Source organism: Roseomonas aerilata DSM 19363, from assembly GCF_000711725.1.
GTDB lineage: Bacteria > Pseudomonadota > Alphaproteobacteria > Acetobacterales > Acetobacteraceae > Roseomonas > Roseomonas aerilata.
The window spans coordinates 1-24,365 of the sequence record NZ_JONP01000046.1 but is presented as its reverse complement, the minus strand read 5'-3'; the positions used below and the strand labels follow the sequence as shown (position 1 = coordinate 24,365).

Annotated in this window: 24 protein-coding genes; 9 read left to right on the top strand and 15 right to left on the bottom strand. The window is 71.3% G+C overall.

Annotated features, from left to right (window positions below):
• On the bottom strand, positions 1–300 hold a 300-nt coding region (locus tag BO39_RS25560; RefSeq protein ID WP_408735184.1), incomplete at its 3' end, for a transposase.
• Positions 301–457: 157 nt separating this feature from the next.
• On the opposite strand from BO39_RS25560, the gene BO39_RS33045 reads away from it, so the two are divergent.
• The gene (locus BO39_RS33045; RefSeq protein ID WP_156963918.1) at positions 458–631 is read left to right on the top strand and encodes a hypothetical protein; all 174 of its coding nucleotides are present in this window, start codon (positions 458–460) and stop codon (positions 629–631) included.
• A 186-nt stretch (positions 632–817) separates the two neighbouring features.
• On the opposite strand, the gene BO39_RS25550 is transcribed toward BO39_RS33045, so the two are convergent.
• A complete protein-coding gene (locus tag BO39_RS25550) occupies positions 818–1,798 on the bottom strand; it encodes a tripartite tricarboxylate transporter substrate-binding protein (RefSeq protein WP_169742835.1) in 981 nt (326 codons plus the stop codon).
• 309 nt (positions 1,799–2,107) lie between these two features.
• Between BO39_RS25550 and BO39_RS25545 the strand changes: the two genes are divergently transcribed.
• The 6 genes from BO39_RS25545 (at position 2,108) to BO39_RS25520 (ending at position 10,642) form a co-directional block, all read left to right on the top strand.
• The gene (locus BO39_RS25545) at positions 2,108–4,405 is read left to right on the top strand and encodes a xanthine dehydrogenase family protein molybdopterin-binding subunit (RefSeq protein ID WP_043839053.1); all 2,298 of its coding nucleotides are present in this window, start codon (positions 2,108–2,110) and stop codon (positions 4,403–4,405) included.
• A 122-nt stretch (positions 4,406–4,527) separates the two neighbouring features.
• Complete coding sequence (locus BO39_RS25540; protein ID WP_052402689.1) at positions 4,528–5,133, top strand: enoyl-CoA hydratase/isomerase family protein; 606 nt, start codon at positions 4,528–4,530, stop codon at positions 5,131–5,133.
• A 121-nt stretch (positions 5,134–5,254) separates the two neighbouring features.
• Positions 5,255–6,463 carry an FAD-dependent monooxygenase gene (locus tag BO39_RS25535; protein ID WP_043839050.1) on the top strand — a complete coding sequence of 403 codons (1,209 nt, stop codon included), beginning with the start codon at positions 5,255–5,257 and terminating at the stop codon, positions 6,461–6,463.
• A gap of 513 nt (positions 6,464–6,976) precedes the next feature.
• On the top strand, positions 6,977–8,710 hold the full coding sequence (locus BO39_RS25530) for a thiamine pyrophosphate-requiring protein (RefSeq protein ID WP_043839047.1): 1,734 nt from the start codon (positions 6,977–6,979) through the stop codon (positions 8,708–8,710).
• Positions 8,711–8,714: 4 nt separating this feature from the next.
• Complete coding sequence (locus BO39_RS25525) at positions 8,715–9,665, top strand: ketopantoate reductase family protein (protein ID WP_043839044.1); 951 nt, start codon at positions 8,715–8,717, stop codon at positions 9,663–9,665.
• On the top strand, positions 9,662–10,642 hold the full coding sequence (locus BO39_RS25520) for a Bug family tripartite tricarboxylate transporter substrate binding protein (RefSeq protein WP_043839042.1): 981 nt from the start codon (positions 9,662–9,664) through the stop codon (positions 10,640–10,642). The genes BO39_RS25525 and BO39_RS25520 overlap by 4 nt, the downstream gene beginning before the upstream one ends.
• A gap of 89 nt (positions 10,643–10,731) precedes the next feature.
• Here the strand turns inward: BO39_RS25520 and BO39_RS25515 are convergent, their stop codons facing one another.
• The 9 genes from BO39_RS25515 to BO39_RS25475 all read right to left on the bottom strand — a co-directional run bounded on the left by BO39_RS25515 (position 10,732) and on the right by BO39_RS25475 (position 19,491).
• A complete protein-coding gene (locus tag BO39_RS25515) occupies positions 10,732–11,727 on the bottom strand; it encodes a Bug family tripartite tricarboxylate transporter substrate binding protein (protein WP_084698505.1) in 996 nt (331 codons plus the stop codon).
• Between the two features lie 55 nt (positions 11,728–11,782).
• Positions 11,783–12,550 (bottom strand): flavin reductase family protein, encoded by a 768-nt coding sequence (locus BO39_RS25510; protein ID WP_084698504.1) that lies wholly within the window; start codon positions 12,548–12,550, stop codon positions 11,783–11,785.
• 50 nt (positions 12,551–12,600) lie between these two features.
• Positions 12,601–13,581, bottom strand: coding sequence for a Bug family tripartite tricarboxylate transporter substrate binding protein (locus tag BO39_RS25505; protein ID WP_043839038.1), 981 nt, complete (start codon positions 13,579–13,581; stop codon positions 12,601–12,603).
• Between the two features lie 78 nt (positions 13,582–13,659).
• Complete coding sequence (locus tag BO39_RS25500; RefSeq protein ID WP_084698502.1) at positions 13,660–14,541, bottom strand: IclR family transcriptional regulator; 882 nt, start codon at positions 14,539–14,541, stop codon at positions 13,660–13,662.
• On the bottom strand, positions 14,538–15,821 hold the full coding sequence (locus BO39_RS25495) for a 3-hydroxyacyl-CoA dehydrogenase (RefSeq protein WP_052402685.1): 1,284 nt from the start codon (positions 15,819–15,821) through the stop codon (positions 14,538–14,540). The genes BO39_RS25500 and BO39_RS25495 overlap by 4 nt, the downstream gene beginning before the upstream one ends.
• Positions 15,818–16,231, bottom strand: a complete 414-nt coding sequence (locus BO39_RS25490; RefSeq protein ID WP_043839035.1) for a Zn-ribbon domain-containing OB-fold protein — start codon at positions 16,229–16,231, stop codon at positions 15,818–15,820. The genes BO39_RS25495 and BO39_RS25490 overlap by 4 nt, the downstream gene beginning before the upstream one ends.
• A gap of 4 nt (positions 16,232–16,235) precedes the next feature.
• Positions 16,236–17,396, bottom strand: coding sequence for a thiolase domain-containing protein (locus tag BO39_RS25485; RefSeq protein WP_043839032.1), 1,161 nt, complete (start codon positions 17,394–17,396; stop codon positions 16,236–16,238).
• A 60-nt stretch (positions 17,397–17,456) separates the two neighbouring features.
• The gene (locus tag BO39_RS25480; protein WP_043839029.1) at positions 17,457–18,449 is read right to left on the bottom strand and encodes a Bug family tripartite tricarboxylate transporter substrate binding protein; all 993 of its coding nucleotides are present in this window, start codon (positions 18,447–18,449) and stop codon (positions 17,457–17,459) included.
• Between the two features lie 19 nt (positions 18,450–18,468).
• Positions 18,469–19,491: a Bug family tripartite tricarboxylate transporter substrate binding protein gene (locus BO39_RS25475; RefSeq protein ID WP_211257566.1), complete on the bottom strand. Its 1,023-nt coding sequence runs from the start codon at positions 19,489–19,491 to the stop codon at positions 18,469–18,471.
• A gap of 224 nt (positions 19,492–19,715) precedes the next feature.
• Here BO39_RS25475 and BO39_RS25470 point away from each other — a divergent pair, with 224 nt between their 5' ends.
• Both BO39_RS25470 and BO39_RS25465 read left to right on the top strand, forming a co-directional pair.
• Positions 19,716–21,404 carry a long-chain-fatty-acid--CoA ligase gene (locus BO39_RS25470; protein ID WP_043839027.1) on the top strand — a complete coding sequence of 563 codons (1,689 nt, stop codon included), beginning with the start codon at positions 19,716–19,718 and terminating at the stop codon, positions 21,402–21,404.
• Positions 21,401–22,198, top strand: a complete 798-nt coding sequence (locus BO39_RS25465; RefSeq protein WP_043839024.1) for a crotonase/enoyl-CoA hydratase family protein — start codon at positions 21,401–21,403, stop codon at positions 22,196–22,198. The genes BO39_RS25470 and BO39_RS25465 overlap by 4 nt, the downstream gene beginning before the upstream one ends.
• Positions 22,199–22,346: 148 nt before the next feature.
• Here BO39_RS25465 and BO39_RS35395 read toward each other — a convergent pair whose 3' ends face one another.
• From BO39_RS35395 to BO39_RS25450, 4 genes are all read right to left on the bottom strand, one after another.
• The gene (locus tag BO39_RS35395; RefSeq protein WP_408735183.1) at positions 22,347–22,802 is read right to left on the bottom strand and encodes a hypothetical protein; all 456 of its coding nucleotides are present in this window, start codon (positions 22,800–22,802) and stop codon (positions 22,347–22,349) included.
• 6 nt (positions 22,803–22,808) lie between these two features.
• Positions 22,809–23,276: a transposase gene (locus BO39_RS31645; protein ID WP_169742834.1), complete on the bottom strand. Its 468-nt coding sequence runs from the start codon at positions 23,274–23,276 to the stop codon at positions 22,809–22,811.
• Positions 23,277–23,383: 107 nt separating this feature from the next.
• The gene (locus BO39_RS25455) at positions 23,384–23,773 is read right to left on the bottom strand and encodes a MarR family transcriptional regulator (RefSeq protein WP_043839022.1); all 390 of its coding nucleotides are present in this window, start codon (positions 23,771–23,773) and stop codon (positions 23,384–23,386) included.
• A gap of 100 nt (positions 23,774–23,873) precedes the next feature.
• The coding region (locus BO39_RS25450) for a PEP-CTERM sorting domain-containing protein (RefSeq protein ID WP_043839019.1) at positions 23,874–24,365 on the bottom strand (492 nt) is incomplete at its 5' end.

The window sequence follows — 24,365 nt, the reverse complement described above, 5'->3', positions numbered from 1 at the left end:
CGAGAAGATGCCGACTGCTTCTTTTAGGATGGCGCGCTCCATCTGCGCCCGCTCGAGCTCCTTGCGCAGCCGGCGGATCTCAGCCCCCTCCGCCGACATCGTCGCTGCTGTCGAGACGGGGCGCTCCGCAACAGGAGCCCGACTGGCATCAGATCCGAGCCGACCTCGCCAGTTGCGCAGCACCGAAGGCTGGATCCCCAGCTCCCTTGCCACCCACATCAGCAGGCGGCCGCTGCTCTCCAGCAGCCCTACCGCCTCCCGCTTGAACTCCTCCGTGAACTCACGCCGCGTCGTCATGATCAGGGCACCTCGCTCCCTCAGGAGCTTATCCAAGGTGGCCACCATTACGGGGGAGGGTCAGAAGGAGGTGATGTCTTCCGTCGAGCGCAGCCAGCACAAGGGGCTGAACAACCGGGCGGAGAAGTCACGCTAGGCGACGCGAAGACGAGAACGCCAGATGAAGCGGTTCAAATCAGCAGGCCAGGCGCAGCGCTTTCTCTCAGCACACGACGGGGTCAACAATCTCTTTCATCTTCGCCGCAACCACCTCAACGCGAGCGAGTTCCGTGCCGCAAGGTCGCAGGCGTTCGAGGTATGGCCCGACATCAGCGCGGTCGCCGCGCGGGCCTGATCACCTCTGGTCCTGCTGCCGATCAGTCAGCCTTGTTCACTTCGAGCCGGCAAGTTGACGGCGGCCGCGCGGAATACGTCCGCATAGCATCAGTCCGATGACAGTAGGGCATCATGCGGCCGCACTTCTGATCCATGCACCACACTGCTCCGGCGTGCCCGAGAGCAGCAGAGGGTCATGAGTTTTCTACTCCGCCGTGATCCCGGCGACGCGAATGACATTGGCGATGCGCGCTAAGTCGGCGGCAATTTCTTGGCCGAAATCTTCCGGCGTCGCGGGGGCGGGAACAAGGCCCATACGCAGCAGAGCTTCCTGTGCGGATACCCCCGCGAGCCATTCCGATACCGCGAGGTAAATCTCGGAGACCAGCGGCCCGGGCATGCCGGCCGGACCGAGGAGCCCGTACCAGAGGTCGCTTCGCAGCCCAGGTAGCCCGGCCTCCGCCAAGGTCGGTACCTCAGGCGCCGTGGCAGCGCGCTGGTCGCTGAAGACCGCGAGCAGGCGCACCGTGCCCTGTCGTGCCATCGGCACGGCGAGATGCACGGGCAGCACCATGGCCGGCACGCGCCCGCCCAGCAGGTCCTGTATCGCGGGCGGTGAGGTGCGGTACGGCACGTGCGTCAAGCGGACCCCGGCCGCATGAGCCAGGAGTTCCATCGCCAAGTGTTGGGGCGTGCCGATCCCAGGCGAGGCATAGTCAATCCCACCCGGCCTCTGCTTTGCCCGACGGAGGAAGTCCGCCACTTCGGTCACGCCCAAATCCTCGCGCACCACCAGCGCCAGCACGCCGGTTGCGATCTTGGCCACCGGTTGGAAGCTGTGCAGAGGGTCGTAAGGAACATCCCGTAACAGGGCGGGGTTGATGACGAAGGGCGTGGTCTGCATCAGCAGGGTTCGCCCATCCGGTGCCGACCGCGCCACAGCCTGTGAGCCGATGTTCCCGCTCGCGCCGCTTCGATTGTCCACGGCCACCGTCGCGCCAAGGCGCTGGGCGAGCACAGGTGCAACGAGCCGCGCGAGCAGGTCCGGCCCCGTGCCCGCGCCGTACGGCACGACGAGGGTAACCACTCCCCCGAGGGTCACCGGTTGCGCCGCGGCGCATTCGGCGAGGCCGACAAGCGCCGCCGCCGCCAACCCTCTCCGGCCTATCCGCCATTGCTTCGGCACGGCGCCTCCTCCCCTTCCCGCATCGATCAACGACGCTTGCGAAAACCGATCCCCACCATCGTGGCGCCCAGGCCACACCATCTGTCGCTGCCCTCGAACGGTCCTGGCGGAAGCCGTCCCGGCCCGCCGTGAAGACCTTGCCGCAGCCACCATCCAAGTTGTATCCTGCAAACATAGTTCGCTCAATTCGAATAGCATAGGCATGAACGACAGGAGGAAGACGAGGATGGACCCTTCGCGCCGCCACCCGGCTGGCCGCCTCGCTCCCGTCCTGTTTCCTCCCCTTCCTGCCCCGGATGCGGCGTGACCATGGCTATCGGCCAGTCCGTTCGCCGCGTTGAGGACCTGCGGCTTCTGACCGGGCGTGGCCGCTTCACCGACGACCTCGTCCCTGGCGGCGCCCTGCACGGCGCGGTGCTGCGCTCGCCGCACGCCCATGCCCGGATCCTCCGGATCGACGCCGCCGCCGCGCGGGGCATGCCCGGGGTGGCCGCCATCCTCACGGCTGCGGAGGCGGCGGCGGACGGCCTCCGTCCCATCCGCCATACCCCCGTGCCGGCGGACGCCCTGACCCCGGCCCGGCCCGCCTTCGAGCCGGAGGCCGCCACCATCCATGACACCGGCCACCCCGTCCTCGCGGCCGACCGGGTGCGCCATGTCGGGGAAGCAGTGGCCTTCGTGGTGGCGGACACGCTGGGCGCCGCCCGCGACGCCGCCGAGATGATCGAGGTCGAGTACGACCCGCTGCCCGCCGTGGTCGAGCCGGAGGATGCCCTGAGCCCCGGCGCGCCGTCACTCTGGCCCGATATTCCCGGCAACCTCTGCCTGGATGCCGTCTTCGGCGACGCCGCCGGCACGGCGTCGGCCTTCGCCAAGGCCGCGCTGGTGGTGGGCGGCCGCTTCGTGAACCAGCGCATGGCCTCCTGCCACATGGAGCCGCGCTCGGCCTTCGCCCTCCACGACGCGGAGCGGGGCGTGACGGCCGTCACTGCGGGGAGCCAGGGCGCCGTCCGGCAACGGGTGGACCTCGCCCGCGCCCTGGGGATCGACGCGGAGGCGATCGATTTTACCACGCCCGATACCGGCGGCGGCTTCGGGTCCCGCACCAACCTGCATCCGGAAACGCTTCTCGTTGCCTGGGCCGCGCGCCGCCTCGGCCGCGCCGTGCGCTGGACCGCGACGCGGAGCGAGGGCTTCGTGACGGACTACGGCGCGCGCGACCTCGTCACCCGGGCGGAGCTGGCGCTGGATGCGGAGGGATGCATCCTGGGCTTCCGCTCCGACATGGTCATGGCCGCGGGCGCCTTCACCGTCTCTTTCGTGCCCCTGTCCAACGCTTTCCGCGTCTCCACCGCCGTCTACCGCGTCCCCGTCGCCCATGCCCGCACGCGCGGAGCGGTGACGAACACAGTACCGACCGCTCCCTTCCGCGGCGCCGGACGGCCGGAGGCGATGCTCGCCATGGAACGCCTCCTGGACATGGCCGCCCGCCGTCTTGGGCTGGACCGGATCGAGATCCGTCGGCGGAACCTCGTCCCGCACCCTGCCATGCCATGGCGCAATCCCTTTGGCCTGACCTACGACAGCGGCAATTTTGCCTCGAACATGGACGCGGCGCTCCGCAATGCCGACTGGTCCGGCTTTGCCGCTCGGCGGGCGGCGAGCGAGGCGCGCGGCCGCCGGCGCGGCATCGGCTTCGCCAACTACGTTGAATCCCCCGTCGGCGCCCCGCGCGAACGCGTAGTCGTCCGCGTCCTCACCGAGGGGCGGGTGGAGGTGCTGGCCGGCACACAATCCACCGGCCAGGGCCACGAGACGACCTTCGCCCAGGTCGTGGCGGAACGGCTCGGCGTGCCGCTCGCGGCCGTGTCGCTCGTCACGGGTGACACACGGCGGATATCGGTCGGCGGCGGCTCCCACTCGGACCGTTCCATGCGCCTCGCCGGCACCCTGCTCGTGGAGGCGTCGGGCAGCGTCATGGAGCAGGCGCGCGAGGCCGCCGCCAACCTGCTCGGCTGCGCCGCGGCCGAGGTGACGCTCGAGGACGGCATCGCCCGGGCCCCGTCCAGCAACCGCAGCCTCGGCCTCTTCGAGATCGCCGCCGCCTCGCCCGGCGGCGTGATCGAGCGCGCGGCCGAGTTCACCGGCCGCATCCCCGCCTACCCCACCGGATGCGCCGTCTGCGAGCTGGAGGTGGAGCCCGAGACAGGCGCCGTGGCCGTGCTGCGCTACACCTCGGTGGACGACGTCGGACAGCCGATCAACCCGATGATCGTGGACGGCCAGGTCCATGGCGGCATCGCCCAGGGCGCCGGTCAGGCCCTGCTGGAAGGCGGCCTGTTCGACACCAGCAGCGGCCAAGCGGTCGCTGGCAGCTTCATGGATTACGCCCTGCCTCGCGCCGCGGATCTCCCCTCCTTCGCCGTGGCGCTGGCGGAGGACCCCACCGCAGGCAACCCGCTGCGCGTGAAGGGCGGCGGGGAAGGCGGCATTACCCCGGCCGCCGCCGCTATCCTCAACGCCCTGGCCGATGCCACGGGCTCCGAGGACATCGCCATGCCCGCCACCCCCGCACGGGTGCGAGCTGCCCTGGAGGCCATCACCTGACCGCCCCCGCACCCCACGGCCTGCGCATCACCCTCGCCGACGGCCTGCTCGACATCGTCCTGACCGAAGGCGATTCCGGTAACCTCGTCTCCAACGCGGCCGGCGCCGCCATCGCGGGAGCGGTGGAGGGCATCGGCGAGGAGGTGCGCCTCATCCGCCTGCGTGCCGAAGGGCGGGATTTCTGCCGCGGCCGCGTCTCTCCCACCCCGCCGCCGGGCGCGCCCAGGCCGCCCCTGGCCCCGATGCGGCGGGAGGTGGCCGAAGCGCCGCTCCGAGTCTACGGCGCGCTGCGCGGCGCCGCCGTCCCGGTGCTCGCCGTCGTGCGCGGCAGCGCCCACGGCTACGGCGCGGCCCTGGTGGCCGCAAGCGACCTCGCCGTCGCGGCGGACACCGCCCGCTTCGCGGTGCCGGAGATGGAGCGCGGCATCCCGCCGCTGCTCGTCCTCACCGCCTTCGCGGGACGCGTGGGGGAGAAGGCGGCGGCGCATCTCGCCCTCGGCCGGCGGGAGATGGACGCGACCGAGGCGCTCGCGGCCGGTCTCGTCGGGGAGGTGGTGCCGGAGGCCGGGCTGGAGGCGGCGGCGGAACGGCTGACGCGCGCGGCGCTCGACGCGCCCGCGGCGGCCACGCGCGCCGTGAAGGCCTATCTCGCGGCCACGCGGTCGGTGCCGTCCGGTGCCTCGGCACTGGCGGCGAACCTTATCGTCAGCGTGCTGGCCGATCGCTGATGGGGGCGCGCCGCCGCAGAGCCGCCCCCCAGTTCGCCAATACGGGATCGCGTTCGCTACGCAGATTCGGGACTGCACCGAGGAGGGGCGGCCCCAGCCGCTGAAGGAGGGTTTCGACGACATGGGCACGAAGCGGAGCAGACCGCGCATCCTGATCGCGGGCGGCGGCATCGGCGGCCTGTCCGCCGCCCTCGCCCTGCTGCGGCAGGGCTACGCGGTGGAGGTTTACGAGCAGGCGCCCGCCTTTCGCGAGGTCGGTGCCGGCGTGCAGATCAGCGCCAACGGCACCCGCGCCCTGCACGCGCTCGGCGTTGGTGATGCCGTCGCGGCGCTGTCCTGCGAGGCGTCGGGCAAGGAGATCCGGCTCTGGAGCACGGGGCAGACCTGGTCACCCTTCGACATCGGTGGCGAATCAGTCTCGCGCTACGGCTTCCCCTATCTGACCGTGTACCGGCCGGACCTCCTGACCGCCCTCGTGGAGGGCGTGCGGCGCGCCGACCCGCAGGCGCTCCGCCTCGGCGCGCAGGTCGAGGGCTTCGTGCAGGACGCCGACGGCGTGACCCTGCACCTCGCCGATGGCCGGCAGGCGCGAGGCGACGCGCTGATCGGCGCCGATGGCATCCACTCCCGCATCCGCCACAGCCTCTTCGGCGCGGAGGCGCCGCGCTTCACGGGGCTTGTCGCCTGGCGCGGCGTCATCCCCATGGATCGCCTGTCGGCGCGAATGAAGCGGCCGGTCGGCACCAACTGGGTCGGGCCCGGCCGCCATGTCGTGCACTACCCCCTGCGGAACTTCACCCTCATGAACTTCGTCGGCATCGTGGAGCGCGACGACTGGCAGGTGGAATCCTGGACCACCCAAGGCAGCACCGAGGAGTGCGCGGAGGACTTCCGTGGCTGGCACACGGATGTGCATGCCATGATCCGCTGCATCGACACGCCCTACAAATGGGCGCTGATGGCGCGCTCGCCGCTGGAGCGCTGGTCGGTCGGGCGCGTAACGCTGCTCGGCGACGCCTGCCATCCCACCCTCCCCTTCCTGGCCCAGGGCGCCGTTCAGTCGATCGAGGACGGCGTGATCCTCGCGCGCGCGCTGGAGGCCGCGGGCGACGACGTGGCCGAGGGGCTTCGCCGCTACGAGGCGGCGCGGCAGGACCGCACCGCGCGGATGGTGCGCGGATCCGAGGAGAACACGAAGCGCTTCCACAACCCGGCTCTGGCAGAGGCCGAAGGGGCTGCCGCCTATGTCGGGCGCGAATGGCAGCCGGACCGCGTGCGCGAGCGCTATGACTGGCTGTTCCGCTACGACGTGACGGCGGCACCGGTCTAGGATGCGCCGCCCCCGGCAGGTCGCCTTTTCTGTCTTCGACGCCGGGTGCGGCGCCTTCGGGCTCACCACCACTCGGTTCGGCGTTTCCGTTGCACTGCGAGCCGGCCCGGATCTGGATCAGCCCAGCCTTGCCCAGGCCAGCAGCCTCCGCCCGATGGAGGGTATGGTCACCTTCCGTCTCGTGGAGTGCGGCCCGCTGTCCCGTGTCCACCACGCGACCGATGGGCAGCGTCGCATCATCCGCCTTCTCGCTCGAAGGGAGAGGCGCTGCGCGCGCGGGAACGCCTGCTCTCCCTCGTCTTGCTCGTGCCGGGCCCGCGGTGCTCTTCTCGCTACTCGACTGGCTCTTCGATCATCGCCATCCTCCGATGCGCGTGCCGCTGCACCGGAGAAGCGGCGGAACTTGGTCGCGGTTCTGGCCGCCAGGACGGCTGCGCCAGACGAGCTCATTGACAGACCAGGAACGGGCGTCGCGGCCACCGCCGTGCCGCCGCATGCGGGAAGGAGGACTGAATGACGCGGAACAGCGCGGCGCATCATCTGATCGAAGCCATGGTTGAGGCGGGAGTCGAGCACCTCTTCTGCAATCTTGGCACCGACCATGTCTCCATTATCGAGGAGCTGGCGCGGCGGGACGCCGCGGGGATGCCCCGCCCGAACACGGTGCTCTGCCCGCACGAGAACGTGGCCGTTCACATGGCGGGCGGCTATGCCGCGATGACCGGGCAGGGCCAGCCCGTCCTCGTTCACGTCGATGCCGGCACGGCGAACGCCGCGATGGCGCTGCACAACCTCTTCCGTGCGCGGTTGCCGGTCTTCCTCATGGCGGGGCGTGCGCCCTTTACGTCGCGCGGGGAACTGCCGGGTGGGCGAGACAGCTACGTCCACTTTGTGCAGGATCCCTACGACATCGCCAGCCTGGTGCGGCCCTACGTTCACTGGGAGTACTGCCTCCCCTCCGGCCTGCTGGCGAAGGAGGCGTTCGCCCGCGGCTGCGCGATGATGCAGGCTGAGCCGCGCGCGCCCGTCTACATGACGCTCCCGCGCGAGATGCTGGCGGAGGAGGTGGAGGACGCGAAGGTCCACGCCTATCCCGTCGATCGCTATGCCGGCCTTCCCGCCCGCGGCACCGACCCGGCGACGGCAGATCGCATCGCGGCGGCGCTGATGGCCGCGGAGAATCCGGTGGCCTTCACCGCCTATCTCGGCCGCAACCCAAAGGCCGTGCCGGTGCTGGACGCGCTGTCCCGCGCCACCGGCCTGCGCGTCGTGGAGCACGCGCCGGTTCACCTGAACATCCCGCATGACAGTCCCTGCTTCGCCGGCTTCGACCCGAAGGCCCTGGCGGCGGAGACGGATGTCGGCCTATTGCTGGACGTGGACGTGCCCTGGATCCCGCTGACGGTGCATCCCAACCCGGCCGCCACCTGGATCCAGGTGGACGTCGATCCGTTGAAGCGCGACCTACCCATGTGGAACTTCCCTGCCGGGCTGCGCGTGGCGGGGGATTGCGAGGCGGTGCTCGCCCAGGTGCTGGCAATCGTGGAGGCCCGCGCGGACGACGCTTTCCGCGCCCGCGTCGCTGCCCGGATCGAAGGCTGGGCCTCCGCGCGCCGCGCGCGGGAGGAGGCGGTGGCCGCCGCCGCCGCGAAGCCGGGCGAGACGGACGCGCTGAACCCGGCCTGGGTGCTCGGCGTGCTCGGCCGCCTCCTCGCCCCGGAGGACATCCTGCTGAACGAGGCGATCCGCAACGGGCCGGTCGTGCAGGACCAGATGCCGCGCACCCTGCCCGGCTCCTATATCGGCCTCGCCGGCGGCGGCCTCGGCTTCTCGGGCGGCATGGCACTCGGCGCGAAGCTCGCCCGGCCGGACCGGCGCGTGGTGAACGTGGTGGGCGACGGCACCTTCCACTTCTCCACGCCCGACAGCGTCTATGCCACGGCGCAGCAATACGGCCTGCCCATCCTCACCGTCGTGCTCGACAACCGTGGCTGGCAGGCGGTGAAGTCCTCCACCCTGCGCGTCTATCCCAATGGCACGGCGCGGCAGGACGATAACTTCCAGTCGCGGCTCGACGGCCGCCGCAATGACGCCCGCCGCGGCTTCGAGGAGGTCGGCCGTGCCTTCGGCGCTCATGGAGAAAGGGTGACGGCGGCCGAGGAGCTTGAGCCGGCCTTCCGCCGTTGCCTGGAGGCGGTCGACGGTGGCCAGGCGGCTGTCCTCACCATCCGCGTCGCGCCGCTGTAGCGCCATGCGGATCCTCATCATTGGCTGCGGCGCCATCGGCGGCGTTCTCGCCGCAGCCCTCTCCGCCATCGCCGACGTCACCGGCTTCGACACCAACCGGGACCACGTCGCCGCCATCCGGGAGAACGGCCTTCTCGTCACCGGGATGGGCGGCCCCGCCACGGCCCGCTTCGCCGTAACGGACGAGGCCGCCTCCCTGGCCACATCGCGCTTCGACGTGGCGGTCTTCCTCGTGAAGTCCGGCGCGACCGGCGCGGCGGCCGCGGCGCTCGGCCCCGCGCTGGAGGGCGCCGTGCTGCTGACGCTGCAGAACGGCATGGGCAATGCCGAGGCGCTGGAGCGGCTGCCGAACCCCGTGGTGGCGCGCGGCGTGACGATGAACGCCGGCCGCTATCTCGGTCCTGGCAGGATCGAGCGGCTGATTCACGGCCAGCCTACCTGGCTCGGCCCCGTGCGCGGCCCCGTCGCCGCTCTCCGCCCGCTCGGCGAGGCCTTCGCCGCGGCGGGTCTCCCCGCCGAGGTCATCCCGGACCCGATGGGCGCGGTCTGGGCCAAGTTCGTCTTCAACGCGGTGATGAACCCGGTCGGCGCCCTTCTGCTCGGCGTCAACGCCGCGCGCTACGAGGTGGCGGCGGTGCGCGACCTGATCGATGAAATGGCGGCCGAATGCACGGCGGTGGTGTCCGCCCTCGGCGGGCGCTTCGCCTTTGATCCCATGGGCTTCGTGCACAAGGTCCGCGCGGGCGGGCTGCCGCTGTCGCGCCACGCCGGGTCCATGGCGCTCGACATCGCGCGCGGCGCGCCGACCGAGATCGAGGAGCTGACCGGCTACGTGGTGCGAGAGGGCGAGCGCCTGGGCGTGCCCGTCCCGGCCTGCCGCACTGTTTATCGTCTCGTTAAAGGGCTGGAACTGGCGGCGCGGCACCGCGCCGCAGAAGCGGGGGGAACGGCATGATACGCAGGAGACAGCTTCTCGGCGCGGCGCTCGCGGCGCCTGCCCTGGCGCGTGGGGCCGCGGCACAGGAGGCGGCACGCGGTTATCCGGACCGGCCGGTGCGGATCGTCGTGCCCTACGCGCCGGGCGGCGCGAACGACATCCTCGCCCGGCTCTACGGGGCGAAGCTGTCCGAACGCCTCGGCCAGCCCTTCGTGGTGGAGAACCGCCCGGGCGCACAGGCGATTCTCGGCACCGAGGCGGTCGCCCGGGCCCGCCCCGACGGCACCACCCTGCTGCTGGGCGCCAGCGGCCCGATCGTGTTCAATCCCGCCACCTACGCGCAGCTGCCCTACGACTCCCTGCGGGACTTCGCGCCCGTCTGCCTCATGGCATCCTTTCCCCTGGTCCTGCTCGTCTCCGCCAACTCCCCGCACCGCTCCGTGGCGGAGCTGGTTGCCTGGGCAAAGGCCAATCCGGACCGCGCGAACTACGGCGCCTCCGGCGCCGGCTTCCAGCTGCCGACCGAGCTCTTCAACCAGCGCGCCGGTACGCGCTTCCAGTACGTCGCCTACCGCGGCAGCGCGGAATCGACGAACGCCGCCTCGAACAACGAGGTGACGATCGCCCTGGTGGACAGCGGCCCGGCCTCGATTGCCATCGCCGCCGGGCGGGCACGGGCGCTCGCCGTCACCTCGGCCACCCGCGTGCCCGCCTATCCGGACGTGCCGACCATGGCGGAGCTGGGCTTCCCGGAGGTGCAGGCCACCCTGTGGAGCGGCCTGCTGGCCCCGGCCGGCACGCCCACCCCGGTGCTGGAGCGCCTCGCCGCCGAATGCGCGGCCATCACCGCCCTGCCCGACATCCGTGAGCGCCTCCAGGCCCTCGTCATGGACCCCATCGGGGGCGATCCGGAAAGCTTCCGCATGACCATCGCGCGGGAGATCGAGGGATGGAGCGCCGTGGCCCGGCGCGCCAACGTCCGCCTGGAACGCTGACACCGGCGCGGCGGCCCACCGGGCCGCCTCCTTCCGTTATGGTCCTTCGCTCGCCTTCGTGGCAGGAGGAGGCGAGGCCAACGCCCTCCTCAGCCCGTCCCCATCCCGGACCGGCGAACGATCTCCCGCCAGCGCACCGCCTCCGCCGCGACGTAGCCATCCAGCGACCCGTAAGGCACGAAGCCCTGACGGAACGAAAGCTCCTCGATGCGCTCCCGCCCTTCCGCCTCCTCCATGCAGGCCTGGACGGCGTCGGACAGCCGCGTGGCCACGGCCTGCTCTAGGTTCGCCGGCGCCAGCAGCCCCACCCAGGCCGCCTCCTCAAAGCCGGAGTAGCCCTGCTCCGCCATGGTCGGCACCTCGGGCAGCGCCGCGAGGCGGGCGCTGCCCGTGACCCCAAGCGGCCGCAGCGCACCGCTGCGCACGAAGCCGAGCGCGGGCGGCACGGAACAGAAGAGGGAGGCGATGCGCCGCGCTAGCAGGTCGGTCAGCGCCGGGACCGCGCCTCGATAGGGCACATGGGTCGCCTGCACGCCCGTTTCCCCCGCCAGCAGGGAGGAGAGGAGATGGTGCGGCGTGCCGATGCCGGCTGAGCCGTAGGTCCAGCTCCCCGGCTGGCGACGGGCACGCTCCACCAGCTCGGCCGTCGTCTCCGCCCCCGAAGGCGGCACGACCAGGAGGAAGGGCACGTCCACCATGCGGCAGACGAGGGTGAAGTCGCGCGCCCCGTCCAGCCCTTGCTCCGGCTGCAGCGCGGGCAGGATGCAGACGGTGGTGTTCCCGCCGACCATCAGCGTGTAGCCGTCCGCCCGCTGCCGCCGCAGGGCCAGTGCCGCCACCGCTGTGCCCGCCCCGGGCTGGTTCTCCACCACCAGCGGCTGCCCGAGCCGCCGCCGCAGCAGGTCCGCGAGGATGCGGCCCATCAGGTCCAGCCCGTCACCCGGCGGATAGGGAACGACGAGCCGAATAGAACGGTCCGGAAAGCCGCTCGCGAGGGCCGGGCGGGCCAGCATCCCGCTGAGCGCCAGCGATGCCCATGGGCGCCGCCCCAGCATGGGCGGACGGCCGCCATCCGTGCCTGTCATGAATCCTGTCTCCCTCCCTCGGATCCTGCGCGCCCATGGCCGGCGGTCACCGGTGTCAGGCAGGCGCCGCCCCGCCCGCCACCCGCTCCTCTGAGTCGCTCGCCGCGCCGGCCGGCGCCCCGGTCCGGACCTCGGCGGGTGGATCGGGCGGTGCGTCGTCGGGCGCGGTGGCGGAGCGCAGGGGGCGCCCTTCCAGCCCGCGGCTCAGCCGCCGCCTCGCGCCGCCGATGGGCGGCATGGTGAAGACCGTGTCGATGGCCGTGTAGTCGAGGTAGCCCATGCGGGCGAGCGGACGGATCCGGGTGATGTCCAGGCGTCCCTCGGGCGTCAGCGCGTCGTCGCGGATATGCACGCCCACCACCTCGCCGATGATCACCTCCACGGAGATCCCGGGCGTGCGCGTCGGCAGCATGAGCGAGCTGTGGTAGCGGCACTCCATATGGACCGGAGAGCGCGCCACGCGCGGCGGCCTGACCAGGCGCGACGGCAGCATCTCCAATCCGGCCAGCTCCGGCTCGCTCTCGTCCGCGGGCACCGCCTGCGCCGTGATGTTCACGGCATCGCGCAGCTCGTAGGTCGCCATGTTGCAGACGAACTCGCCCGTCTGCCGCGCGTTCCGCGGCGAGTGCTGGTCGCCCGCGCTGGCCGAGAACATCACGAAAGGTGGGTCGTAGCCGATGTTCTGGAACTGGCTGTACGGCGCGAGGTTGACGCGCCCCTGCAGGTCCAGCGTGCTGATCCAGCCGATGGGCCGCGGCACGCAGATCGACTTGAACGGATTGTAGGGCAGGCCGTGGTCGTCGCGGACCGGCTCATAGAACATCCTTCGGTCTTCCTTCCTGCGTCACGGCGGTCCTCTCCCTCCTCCGCGCCTCAGCCCGGGGAGAGGGACAGGCCGCGCTCCTCGATCACGCGCTTCCAGCGGGCATGGTCCTCGGCCAGGTAGGCTGCGACGGCCGCGGCGTCGCGCGGCGGCTGCGGCACCATCCCGAGGTCGCGCAGCCGCCCGGCCAGCATCCCATCCCCTTGTGCGGCGGCGAGCGCCTCCCGCAGCCGCTCCTGTACGGGCGCCGGCACCTGGCGCGGCGCCGCGATGCCGAACCAGGCGGCGACACGGTAATTCGGCAGTCCCGCCTCCATCATCGTTGGCACGTTGGGAAAGGCCTCGGACCGCTCGCCCCCCGTGACCGCCAGCGCCCGCAGCCGGCCATCACGGATGGGGCCGGACGCGCTGCCGAGCGCGTCGAACATCACCTGCACATCGCCGGCCATGAGGGCGATCTGCGCGGGCGCACTGCCGCCGTAGGGCACGTGGACCATCGAGAGTCCGGTCATCATCGCGAACATCTCGGAGGCGAGCTGGACCGGGCTGCCCTGCCCCACGGAGGCGTAGTTCGCCCCGCCCGGCCGGGCCCGAGCGAAGGCGATGAAGTCGTCCACCGTGCGAAGCGGGGAGCGCGCGTCCACCACCATGATCAGCGGCGATTCCGCGACAATCGAGAGAAGGCTGAAATCGCGCGAGGGATCGTAGGGAAGCCGGCTGTACAGAAGCGGGTTCACGACAAAGCCGGCCCCGCTCGTCAGCAGCAGGGAATGCCCGTCCGGCACGGCCCCGGCCGCCGCCTGGGTGCCGACGATGGTGTTGGCGCCCGGCCGGTTCTCGATCACCACGGGCTGGCCGAGCCGCGGCGACAGCACCTGCGTCAGCGACCGCGCCAGGATGTCCGTCACGCCGCCCGGCGCGTAGGGGGCGATCAGCCGCACCGGCCGCTCCGGCCAGGCCGCGCGCGCCGCGCGGCCGGCGAGCAGCAGGGCGGCGGCCAGCACGGAGCCCCGGCGTGTCCAGGCCTTCATCCCGTTCCTCCCGGGCTCCCGCGTTCGCCGGGATGCCCCTTCCATTTCGTGCCCGCGCCGGCTGATACCGGCGCGAGGCTACCGCCGGGGCGGCCGCGAGGGCCGCTCGGGCACCGCCTGCGCTCGGATCCCGTGGCCGAGCGCGGCCGATGCCGCTTCTCCCGCCGCGCGCAGCCGCACAGCTGTCGGCCCATCCGGCGTGATGTCGAGATGGCCGGCCGCGCCGAGCGTGGTCATCGCCGCCGCCAGATCGCCCGCATGGTCGAAGACTGGGACGGACAGCGCGGCGAAGCCCGCGTTCAGCAACCCGTCCGTGATCGCAATGCCGTCCCGCCGCACCGCCTCCACCGCCCGCGCGACCCCGCGGCCCGGCGGCCCCGCCTCGGCGTGGTAGGCAAGGAAGACGCGGCCGGATGCCGAACGCTCCAGCGGCAGCGCGAAGCCAAGCCGGATCGCAAGCGAGACGCCGCGCCGTCCGTCGAGGCGCGAGACGATGACCGGTGACTGCCCGGACCAGACCGAGAGATGCACCGCCTCGCCCGTCTCGTTCCGGAAGCCCCGCATCGCCATCAGCGCCGCGTCGCGCACGTCGAGCCGCCCCAGCGCGGCGAGGCCGAGCGAGAGGGCGCGAGGACCGAGGTCGTAGCGCCCTCCTTCCTCCTCCTGCAGCACCAGCCCCACGGCGCGCAGGCTCGCGAGATAGGCGTGCGCCCGGCTCGGCGGCATGTCCGCCGCAGCGGCCAGGTCCTTCAAAGTCATCGGCCCGCCCGAAAATTCGAGCGCCTCGATCAGCCGAAAGCCGATCACCACGGACTGGATGGAGCGCTGCTCCGGTCCAATCGCGGATTCGGCCGTGTCCGGCATGTCGTTCCCTTTCGTCATGCCGGCACGAAGGAACGAGGGAGCCGGCGGCGTCAATCCCCGCGCGGCGCCCGGCCGGCCGAGACCGGACTCGCTCATCGCGGCGCCCCCGTGAAGGACGCACCCTCCGCCGCCAGCCGCTCGAGCAGCGGCGCGGGGCGGAGGGTGGGGTCGCCGGTCCGCGCCGCATGGCCCGCCAGGCGGCGCGCTACCTCGGGAAGGCCGATCGCGTCGGCATGGTACATCGGTCCGCCGCGATCGGGCGGGAAGCCGTAGCCGTGGGCCCAGACCACGTCGATGTCGCCGGGCCGGGCCGCCATCCCTTCCTCCAGGATGCGCGCGCCCTCGTTCACCATCGGCAGCAGCAGGCGGTCGAGGATCTCTTCGTCCTCCGCCTCACGCGGGGGGATGCCGAGCCGCGCGGCCGCCTCGCGCGCCACCTCCGTCACGGCTGGATCCGGGTGCGGGGTGCGATCGCCGGGCACGTAGCGGTAGTATCCGGCGCCGGTTTTCTGCCCCAGGCGGCCGAGCGCGTTCAGCGCGTCGTCCACGGCCGCCGTCGCGCCGCGCTCCCGCCGCGCCCGCAGCCCCACATCCAGCCCGGCCATGTCGAGCATCGCGAAGGGTCCCATGGGAAAGCCGAAGCGCCTCAGGACGCCATCCACCCGCTCCGGCGCCGTGCCCTCCAGCAGAAGCCGCTCGGCCTGCTCCCCGCGCCGCCGCATCATGCGGTTGCCCACGAAGCCGGGCGCGTTGCCGACGAGGACAGGCACCTTGTTCAGCCGCCGCGCCAGGGCGAAGGTGGTGGCGATGGCGGCGGGCGAGGTTGCGCGCCCGCGGACGACCTCCACCAGCCGCATGACATGAGCCGGGGAGAAGAAGTGCATCCCCACGACATCCCCAGGCCGCGCCGTCGCGGCCGCGATGGCATCGATGTCGAGCCCCGAGGTATTGGTAGCCAGCAAGGCGCCCGGCCGCATCGTCCGGTCCAGCGCGGCGAAGATCTCGCGCTTCAGCGCCAGGTCCTCGAACACCGCCTCGATCACGGCGTCGGTTTCCGCCGCCGCGGCGAGATCCCTCGTGCCCGCGATGCGGCCGCTCCGCTCCGCAGCCTCTTCCGATGTGATGCGCCCCCGCGCCGCCTGCCCCTCGTAGGCCCGCCGAATGGCGGAGAGGCCGCGCTCGAGCCCTGCCGGCGCGCTGTCCACCAGCGTCACGCGCAGGCCGCCATTCGCCAGCGCCATGGCCAGCCCGCTGCCCATCGTGCCCGCGCCGATCACCGCGACGTGCCCGACCGGTGCGGGGGCGGCGTCACCGCCGCCGCGCAGGGCCTCGGCCTCCGCTGCCGCCAGCCAGGCCCTTGCCGCCGCCCCGTTCACCGTTCCTCCTCCGCGCCGGAAGCGTCGGGCGTGAACATCGGAATAGGCTGCCCGTCCGTCGCCGCGCGGAAGTCCAGGCGCACCGCCTGGCCGATCCGCAGCGCGTCGAAGTCGGCGCCGACGATGTTGCTGATGACGGTCGGCCCCTCCTCCAACGTCACATAAGCCACGGCATAGGGAATCTTCGCCCGCCGCATGATGCTGAAGGCGTAGATCGTGCCCCGCCCGGAGGCCTCCTCCCAGGCGGTCCGCCCGCTGAAGCAGAAGGGACAGAGTGAGCGGGGATAAGCGTGGCGCTCCCCGCAGGCGTCGCAGCGCTTGACCAACAGCCGGCCCTCGCGCGCCGCTTCCCAGTAGGGGGCGGTCTCCGGGCTGGTCTGGGGCGGGGTGATGTCGCGCGGCTGGTCCATGGCCTCAGGCTCTTTCCAGGATCAGGGTGGCGCTGCCGTGCCGCGTGCCGAGCGAGCCGCCCGTTCCGTGCGCAAGCGCAAGGTGAAGGTCCGGCACCTGCACGGCCGGGTGCGCCTCCCCGCGCAGCTGCCGCACCGCCTCGATCACCTTCGTCATCCCGCCGCGGTTGCCCGGATGATTGCTGCACAGGCCGCCGCCATCCGTGTTGAAGGCCAGCCGCCCGACCCCGGCGATAAGGTTGCCGTCCGCCACGAAGTCGCCGCCGCGCCCCTTCTCGCAGAAGCCCAGATCCTCCAGCGTGACGAGCACGGTGATGGTGAAGCTGTCGTAGATGCTGGCGTAGCGGATGTCGGCCGGCGTCACCCCCGCCTCCGCGAAGGCGGCCGCGCCCGAGAAGCGGCCGGCAGAGTAGGTCAGGTCCACCCTCCCCCCTGCCTGGTTCTTCAGCGCCGTGCCCGTACCGCGCAGCGAGACCACGGGGCGGCCGAGCGATCGCGCGATCTCCGGCCGCGTGACCACCAGCGCGCCGCCACCGTCGTTGATCACGCAGCAATCATGCTTGCGCAGCGGGTCCGCCACCATGGGCGAGGCCAGCACCTCCTCCACCGTCAGCACCTTGCGCAGCACGGCGTTCGGATTGTGCTGCGCGTGATGGCTCGCCGCCACCTTGATCCAGGCCAGCTGCTCGCTCGTCGTGCCGAACTCGTGCATGTGGCGCGCCGCCACCATGGCGTAGAGATTCAGAACCGCGGTGCCGTAGGGCGCCTCGAACGGTACGTCCGGCATGTTGTCCAGCCGCAGCCCGAGGCCGGAGCCCAATCCTTCGGCCAGCGGGCGCCCGGCAAGGGTGATGAGGGCAACGTTGCACTTGCGCGCCGCGATCGCCTCCGCCGCGTGCGCGACGTGGACGAGATAGGCGGAGCCACCCGTATCCGTCGTGTCCACGTGCCGCACCCGCAGCCCGAGATAGTCCACCATCGAGAGCGGGCCGAGCCCCGGCGCATCGCCCGCGCAAAAATAGCCGTCCACGTCGGCGTGGCTCAGCCCCGCGTCGCGCAGCGCGCCTGCCGCTACCTCGGCGTGGAGCTGCGCGAGCGACTTGTCGTCGGCCCGGCGGGTCGGATGCTCGAATATCCCAGCGATGCAGGCCCTTGGCTCCGGCATGGTCCGTCCGTCACTCCCCATCGGGCGCCTCTCATCGAGGCCCCGCCCCGATCCGTCGCGTCAGCGCTCGAAGCGCAGCCCCGCCTGCCGGACGATGCCGCGCCAGAAGGTGATGCCCTCCGTCACCGCCCGCCTCGCTTCCTCGGTGGAACTGCCCACCGGATCGACCGAGAGCGCGCGGAGACGCTCCCGCAGGTCCGGCGCCGCGTTGGCGCGGACGATCTCCTCGTTCAGGCGCCGCACGATCGGCTCGGGCGTTCCCGCCGGCGCCATCAGCCCGCTCCAGAGCACGATCGAGAGATCCGGAAAGCCCAGCTCCTTCATCGTCGGGATGTCCGGGAAGGCCGGCAGCCGCTCCTCCGAGGTGACGGCCAGGCCTCGCAGGCGCCCCGCCTGCAGCGCCCCGGCTGCGGGGCCCACATCGACGAGCGTCATCGTGACCTCGCGCGCGGCGGCCGCGTTCACGCTTTCGGCGCTGCCACGATAGGCGACGAAGGTGAAGCGCGTTCCGGCGCGTAGGTTGAACAGCTCCGTCGCCATCTGGAAACCGGCGCTGCTGGTGCCGTAGGTCATCCCGTCCGGATTGGCCTTCGCGTGGGCCACCAGTTCCTGCACCGTGCGGAACGGCGCCTCGCCCGAGACGGCGAGAACGAGAGGGAAGGACGCGGCGATCGAGACCGGCACGAAGTCCCGCACGGGATCGTAGGACAGGCGCTCATAGGTCACCGGGTTGAAGATCATCGTCCCCGTCGCGCCCAGCAGCAGCGTGTAGCCGTCCGCCTGCGAGCGGGCGACGTACTCGCTCCCGATGATGGCCTGACCGCCGGCGCGGTTTTCGACCACGAAGGGCTGGCCGAGCCGCTCTGAGAGCTTCTGGCTGTAGAGCCGGGCAAGAATATCGTTCGCGCCACCCGGTGCGTAGGGCACGACGATCCGCACCGGTCGGTTCGGCCAGTCCGCACCGGTCGCACCGCCCTGGGCGCGCGCCGGGACGGCCCAGCCGCCGGCCGCGATGCCGGCCGCGGTCTGGAAAAGGCCTCTCCTTCTGAGCATCTTGCGGTTCCCTTCCTGCCTATTCAGGCTTGGCGCCGGAGACGCGGACCACCTCGGCCCACTTCGCCGTCTCGCTGCGGATGAAGCCCGCGAAGGCGTCCGGCGACCCGGTGCGCGGCTCGACGCCGAGCGTGCGCAGCCGCTCCGTTACTTCCGGCTCGCGCAGGGCCTCGTTGAAGGCCCCGTTCAGGCGCGCCACGATCGGTGCCGGCGTGCGCGCCGGCGCCACCAGCCCGAACCAGCCGACGGATTCGTAGCCGGGCACACCAGCCTCGGCGAAGGTCGGCACGTCCGGCAGGCCAGGAAGCCGATGCGCCGAGGTCACGCCGAGCGCCCGGACCTTCCCCTCGCGGATCAGCGCCAGCGAGGAGGGCAGGTCGAGCATGCCGAGATCGGTGGAACCGGACAGCACGGCCGTCACGGAGGGCCCGGTGCCACGGAAGGGCACGGCGACGAGCCGCAGCCCCGCCATCTGGTTCAGCAACTCCGCCGAGAGGTGCATCGCCGTGCCGTTGCCGCCATGCGCGACGCTCAGCCCCTCCGGCCGCGCGCGTGCGGCCGCCAGCAGGCCGGCCATGCTCTGTGCCGGCGCGCCGGGATAGGCGACGAGCACGAAGGGGATCTCCGCGATCATCGCGACCGCCGCCAGGTCCCGGGTCGGATCGTACGGCATCGCCGGATAGAGGCTGGGGTTCACCGCCAGCGCGCCGGCCGCGCCGATCCCCAGCGTGTAGCCGTCCGGCGCCGCCTTCGCGACGACGTCCATGCCGATGTTGCCGCCCGCGCCGGAGCGGTTCTCGATCACCAGCGGGCGCCCGAGACGGCGCTCGATGCCCCCGCTCAGCACGCGCGCGATGATATCGGTGCTGCCGCCCGGCGGGAAGGTGACGACCACGCGGATGGGCTGGAAGGGATAATCCTGCGCCACCGCCGGCCGTCCCGCCGTGGCCAGGGCGCTCAGCCCGACCAGCGCCGACAGGACGCGGCGGCGCGGCGCTCGGGTGGCGGACACGCCGCGCTTCGGTGCCGTCGCGATGAACAACGCGCCCATTCCTCCCCCGCCCTGGATCAGCGCAGCCCTTGGCGGGCGCGTTCCAGCCGCACCATACCGAACGAGCAAAACCCCTTCGTCAATATCAAATCTCCTCCCGATAAAACGAGGGCCTTCTCTTTCGTATTGGACGAAGCGGATTTGTTCGGCACAATCCTTTTTACCGGCGACACCCCTCCCCACCCAGAGCGGGCCAGGCCGGCGCGGAGGAGACGATGAATCCACAAACCCGGAACAACGGGGCCGGCTACTGGTCTACCCACCTCCCGCGCAGCCTGCCCCGCATCGAGACGACCCTTCCCTTCGCCCTCCAGGTCACCGCCGCCCGTTACGGCAGCCGCCCGGCGATCGGGTTCTTCGGACGGGACATGACGTGGCGCGACGTCGAGCGCGAGGTGGAGGCCTTCGCCGGCTGGCTGCGCTGCCGGGCCGGGCTTTCGCGCGGAGACCGCGTGGCGATCTTCCTGCAGAACTCCCCGCAATGGCTCATCGCCTATTACGGCGTGCTGCGGGCGGACCTCGTGGCCGTGCCGGTGAACCCCATGGTGCGGGCGGGGGAGCTGACGCAGATCCTCGCTGACAGCGGCGCCCGCACCGCTGTCGCCGCGCAGGACCTGCTGCCCGTCCTGCGCGACGCCTCGTCGCGACTGCCTGACCTGCGCCACGTCGTCGCCGTCACCTACGCGGATTATCTGCCGGAAGAGCCCGACTTCGCGCTGCAGGACTGGCTCCGCACCCCCGCGGCCCGTCACGAGGGCTGCGTCGCCTGGGCGGAGGCGATCGGTGCCGGCCTTGCCGCGCCCGCGCCGCAAGCGGGCCCGGACGATCTGGCGCTGCTGCCCTACACCTCCGGCTCCACCGGCGTGGCGAAGGGCTGTGAGCACCCACACAGCACCTTCATGCACACCGGCCACGGCCTTACCCTCTGGCACGGCCAGACCGCGGCCACGGTCTTCCTCGGCCTGCCCCCCATGTACCAGGTCTCGGGCATCGCCAACGGCCTGCACTGCCCCGTGATGAGTGGGGGCATGATGATCCCGGTGCCGCGCTGGGAACGCGGCCTAGCCCTCGGCCTCATCGAGCGCTACCGCGTCTCGCACCTCGCCATCGCGCCCACCGCCTGCATCGACATGCTGGCGAGCCCGGACCTGGCGCAGCGGGATCTCTCCTCGCTGCGGCGCGTGACGGCGGGCGGCGCCCCAATGCCGCAGGAGGTGTGGCGCCGCCTTCGAGAGGCGACCGGCCTTCCCTTCATCGAAGCCTATGGCATGACCGAGGCGGCCGCCACCACCCACATCAACCCGATCGAGCGCCCCAAGCCCCAGTGCCTCGGCATCGCCTTCTTCGATACCGAGGTCGCCGTCGTACACCCGGAGACGCTGGAGGTGCTGCCACCCGGCGAGCCCGGCGAGATCCTCGTGCGCGGACCGCAGATGTTCCGCGGCTATTGGGGAAAGCCGGAGGAGACGGCCAAGGCCTTCATCGAGCTCGACGGCGTCCGCTGGTACCGCAGCGGCGACATGGGCTACGCCGACGAGGAAGGCTACTACTTCATGACCGACCGGCTGAAGCGGATGATCAACGCCTCCGGCTTCAAGGTCTGGCCGGCGGAGGTCGAGACGAAGCTCTACGAGCATCCGGACGTGCTGGAGGCCTGCGTCGTCTCCCAGCCGCACCCCTATCGCGGCGAGACGGTGAAGGCCGTGATCAGCCTTCGCAGCGGCCGCGCCGGACAGGTGAGCGCGGAGAGCATTGCAGAATGGGCGCGCACGCGCATGGCGCCCTATAAGATCCCCCGCGTGGTCGAGTTCGTGGACAGCCTGCCGAAATCGCCCGTAGGCAAGATCCTGTGGCGCGAGTTGCAGGATCGCGAGCACCGGCGCGCCGAAGAGGAGACCCGATGAGCGAAGCCGCCCCGACCGTTACCTACGAGCTGGCGGGCGATGTCGCCCTGGTCGGACTTGACCGCGCGGCCAAGCGCAACGCCATCGACGACGCGACGCTCGCCGCCCTGGCCGAGGCCGTGCGGCGCGCCGGGGACGAGGCGAAGGCGGGCGTCCTCTTCGGACACGGCCCGAACTTCTCCGCCGGGCTCGACCTGTCCGAGGCGCTCCGCACCCGCGGCACCGGCGACCCGCGCCGGCCGCGCTCCCGTAAATGGCACGCCGCCTTCGACCTCATTGCGCGTGGCCCGGTTCCTTTCGTGGCCGCACTGGCGGGCGCGGTGATCGGCGGCGGGCTCGAGCTCGCCGCGGCCGCCCACATCCGCGTCGCCGACGAGACCGCCTATTTCGCACTGCCCGAGGGCCAGCGCGGAATCTTCGTCGGCGGCGGCGGCTCCGTCCGGATCGAGCGCCTGCTCGGTTACGCCCGCATGGCCGACCTGATGCTCACCGGCCGCGTTCTCACGGCGGCGGAGGGGGAGCGGATGAACCTCGCCCAGTACCTCGTCCCGGCGGGCGAGGCACTGCCGAGGGCGCGCGCCCTGGCGGAGCGCATCTGCGCCAACGCCCCGCTCTCGAACTACGCGATCACCAACGGCCTGCCGCGCATGCGCGACCTATCGCATGACGACGCTCTCTTTTTTGAATCGCTCCTCGCTCAGACCACCGCCGCGGGGCGGGAGGCGGCTGAGCGCCTTCAGGCCTTCGATGAGAAGCGCGCGGCACGGCTGAACGTGCCGCCCCCCGCCAGCTGAGCCCCGGCGCGGCCGTCTGGGCTCCTTCCTCCTATTGACCTTCCGGCGGGTTCTGCCAGCCCTCGCATCCACGCACGATCCGCTCAACATCGGACAGGCGGATCGTCCCATGCGGCAGCGCCTCCTGAAACAGATTACCTGACCAGGGTCAGAAGGGTACCAAAGTCTGGATCGGATGTAGGCGCGGTTTCGAAAACCTGTTGCTCGGGAGGGCACAGTCAAGTTGGCCGCCAGCTTGCCCGATGGGCTCACCCCCGGTCAGTGGCGCAAAATGAACGCTCCCGCTCACCCCAGCTTTGCCGGGCATCGCTTCCCGGCGGAGGTCATCAGCCAAGTGGCGGTCGCGCACCGTCGGCGCAGTCCTGGCCGACGCGCTTGGGACGGCGCTTGATCGGGGTGGGACGATGATCTCTGCCTCAGGGTGACGGGCCATAATCGCCACATGGACGTCGTCGCGGTCGTAAGCTCCATCAGCGGTGAAGGACGCGACAGGCCTGCCCACTTTCTCGAACAGCGCGCCGACCTGCTCACCATCATCGGCATCGTGGCCCGTCAGCACCGAGGCGACGATCCGCCCCGTGTCGGTGTCGGTAGCGAGATGCAGTTTGCGTCACGACCGGCGTCGTCGTGTGCCGTGCTTCTCCGTCAACCACTCGCCGGGACCGCAGAGCTGCAACCCCGTGCTGTCCACCAGCAAGCGCAGGGGCGCTTGCCCGCCGCGGGGCCGCGGCACCTCGAGCCTCTCCGCACGGCGGCTCAAGGTCGTGTGGTCGGGCACGGCAAGATCGATGCCCAGCAACTGCAAGATCGAGGCAATCAAGCCCTCTGTCTGGCGCAGCGCCAGATGGAACACGGCACGCAACGTCAACGCCGTGGCGATCGCCAGGTCCGAATAGGATGGCTGCCCGCCGCGGGTGGTTCGGGGCGCTGCTCGCCAGCCCTCGATGGCGTCCTCGGTGAACCACACCGTCAGGCTGCCACGAGAGCGAAGGCCCGCCTCATACGCAGGCCAGTTCGTGACCCGATGCCGCTGCCGCGGGATCCTATGGCGCCGGTCCTTGTTCGCTTTGAAGGGCAAGCGCGGTGTCCCTGTCGGCCGTCGGGGCACCGCAGCCCCATCCCACCTCAGTCTGGCCTCAGATCCGATCCATGCACCACGGTCGCAAACCGATGTCGTAGGCTTGGTCAGTGCGTGTGGCTGACAGCATATTCCTTCCTCGAGCTGCGCTTTTCCTCCATCGCGGCAGCGGCCTCGCCCATAACGGCGGTGATTTCGCGTGCCAGCGCGGTGCCTTTGACGGTGCGCTGGACGAGCACGGAACGGCGGTCTTGCGGGTCGGTCTTGCGGCGGGTGAGCTCGAATTTGCTCAGCCGATCCAGCCCGCGGGTGACCGAGGCTTTGGGGACGTTCAGCGCGGAGGCTAGGCCTCGGACCGTATGTGGCCCCTCATCGAGATAGACGATCAGGAAGATGCTGAGCTGCCGTGCCGTGAGGTCTGGTCCATCGCGGCGAACGAGGGAGACGATGGTCTCCCGTAGGATCTCGATAAACTGGCTGGGCGCGCCTTGCACGATCGTCGATCTCCCACCTCAAGGTTCCCAAAGGGGCCGGGTGCTTAGGCACCCGGCCCTTGTTGCATCACGTGCAGGCGGCACTGCCCGCCAAGCGCAAGGATCAGGCGGGCGTGTTCGTGCTCTTGCGGCTGCGAACGAGGCCCATGCCGAGGAGGCCCATGCCGAAGAGGGCCAGCGAGGCGGGCTCGGGGACGGCGACGATCTGGGCGTCGGCGTTGAGGGTGGCGCCGGCGGCCGTGAAGGTCGCGGTGATGACGACGGTCTCGGAGAAGAGCGAGTTGTTGAGGGTGGGGTTGGAGATCAGGGCGCCGGAGGCGTTGGTGGGGCCGCTGCTGTAGGAGACGGAGGAGAGAAGCTGGCTGCGGCCAAAGGCGGTGTTGTTGGCGTCGGCGTAGGTGGTGAGGGTGACGTTGGAGATGGCCGAGCCGTTGATGAGGAAGTTGGCGGTGAAGCTGGAGGCCAGCGCCGCGAGCGGGGCGCCGGCGGAGGCGCTGGTCAGGCCGGTCTGGGTGACCTCGAAGGTGACGGTGTGGGCGGTGGCGAAGTTGCCCATGCTGCTGACCGAGGTGGTCTGCACGTCGAGCGCCGGCTG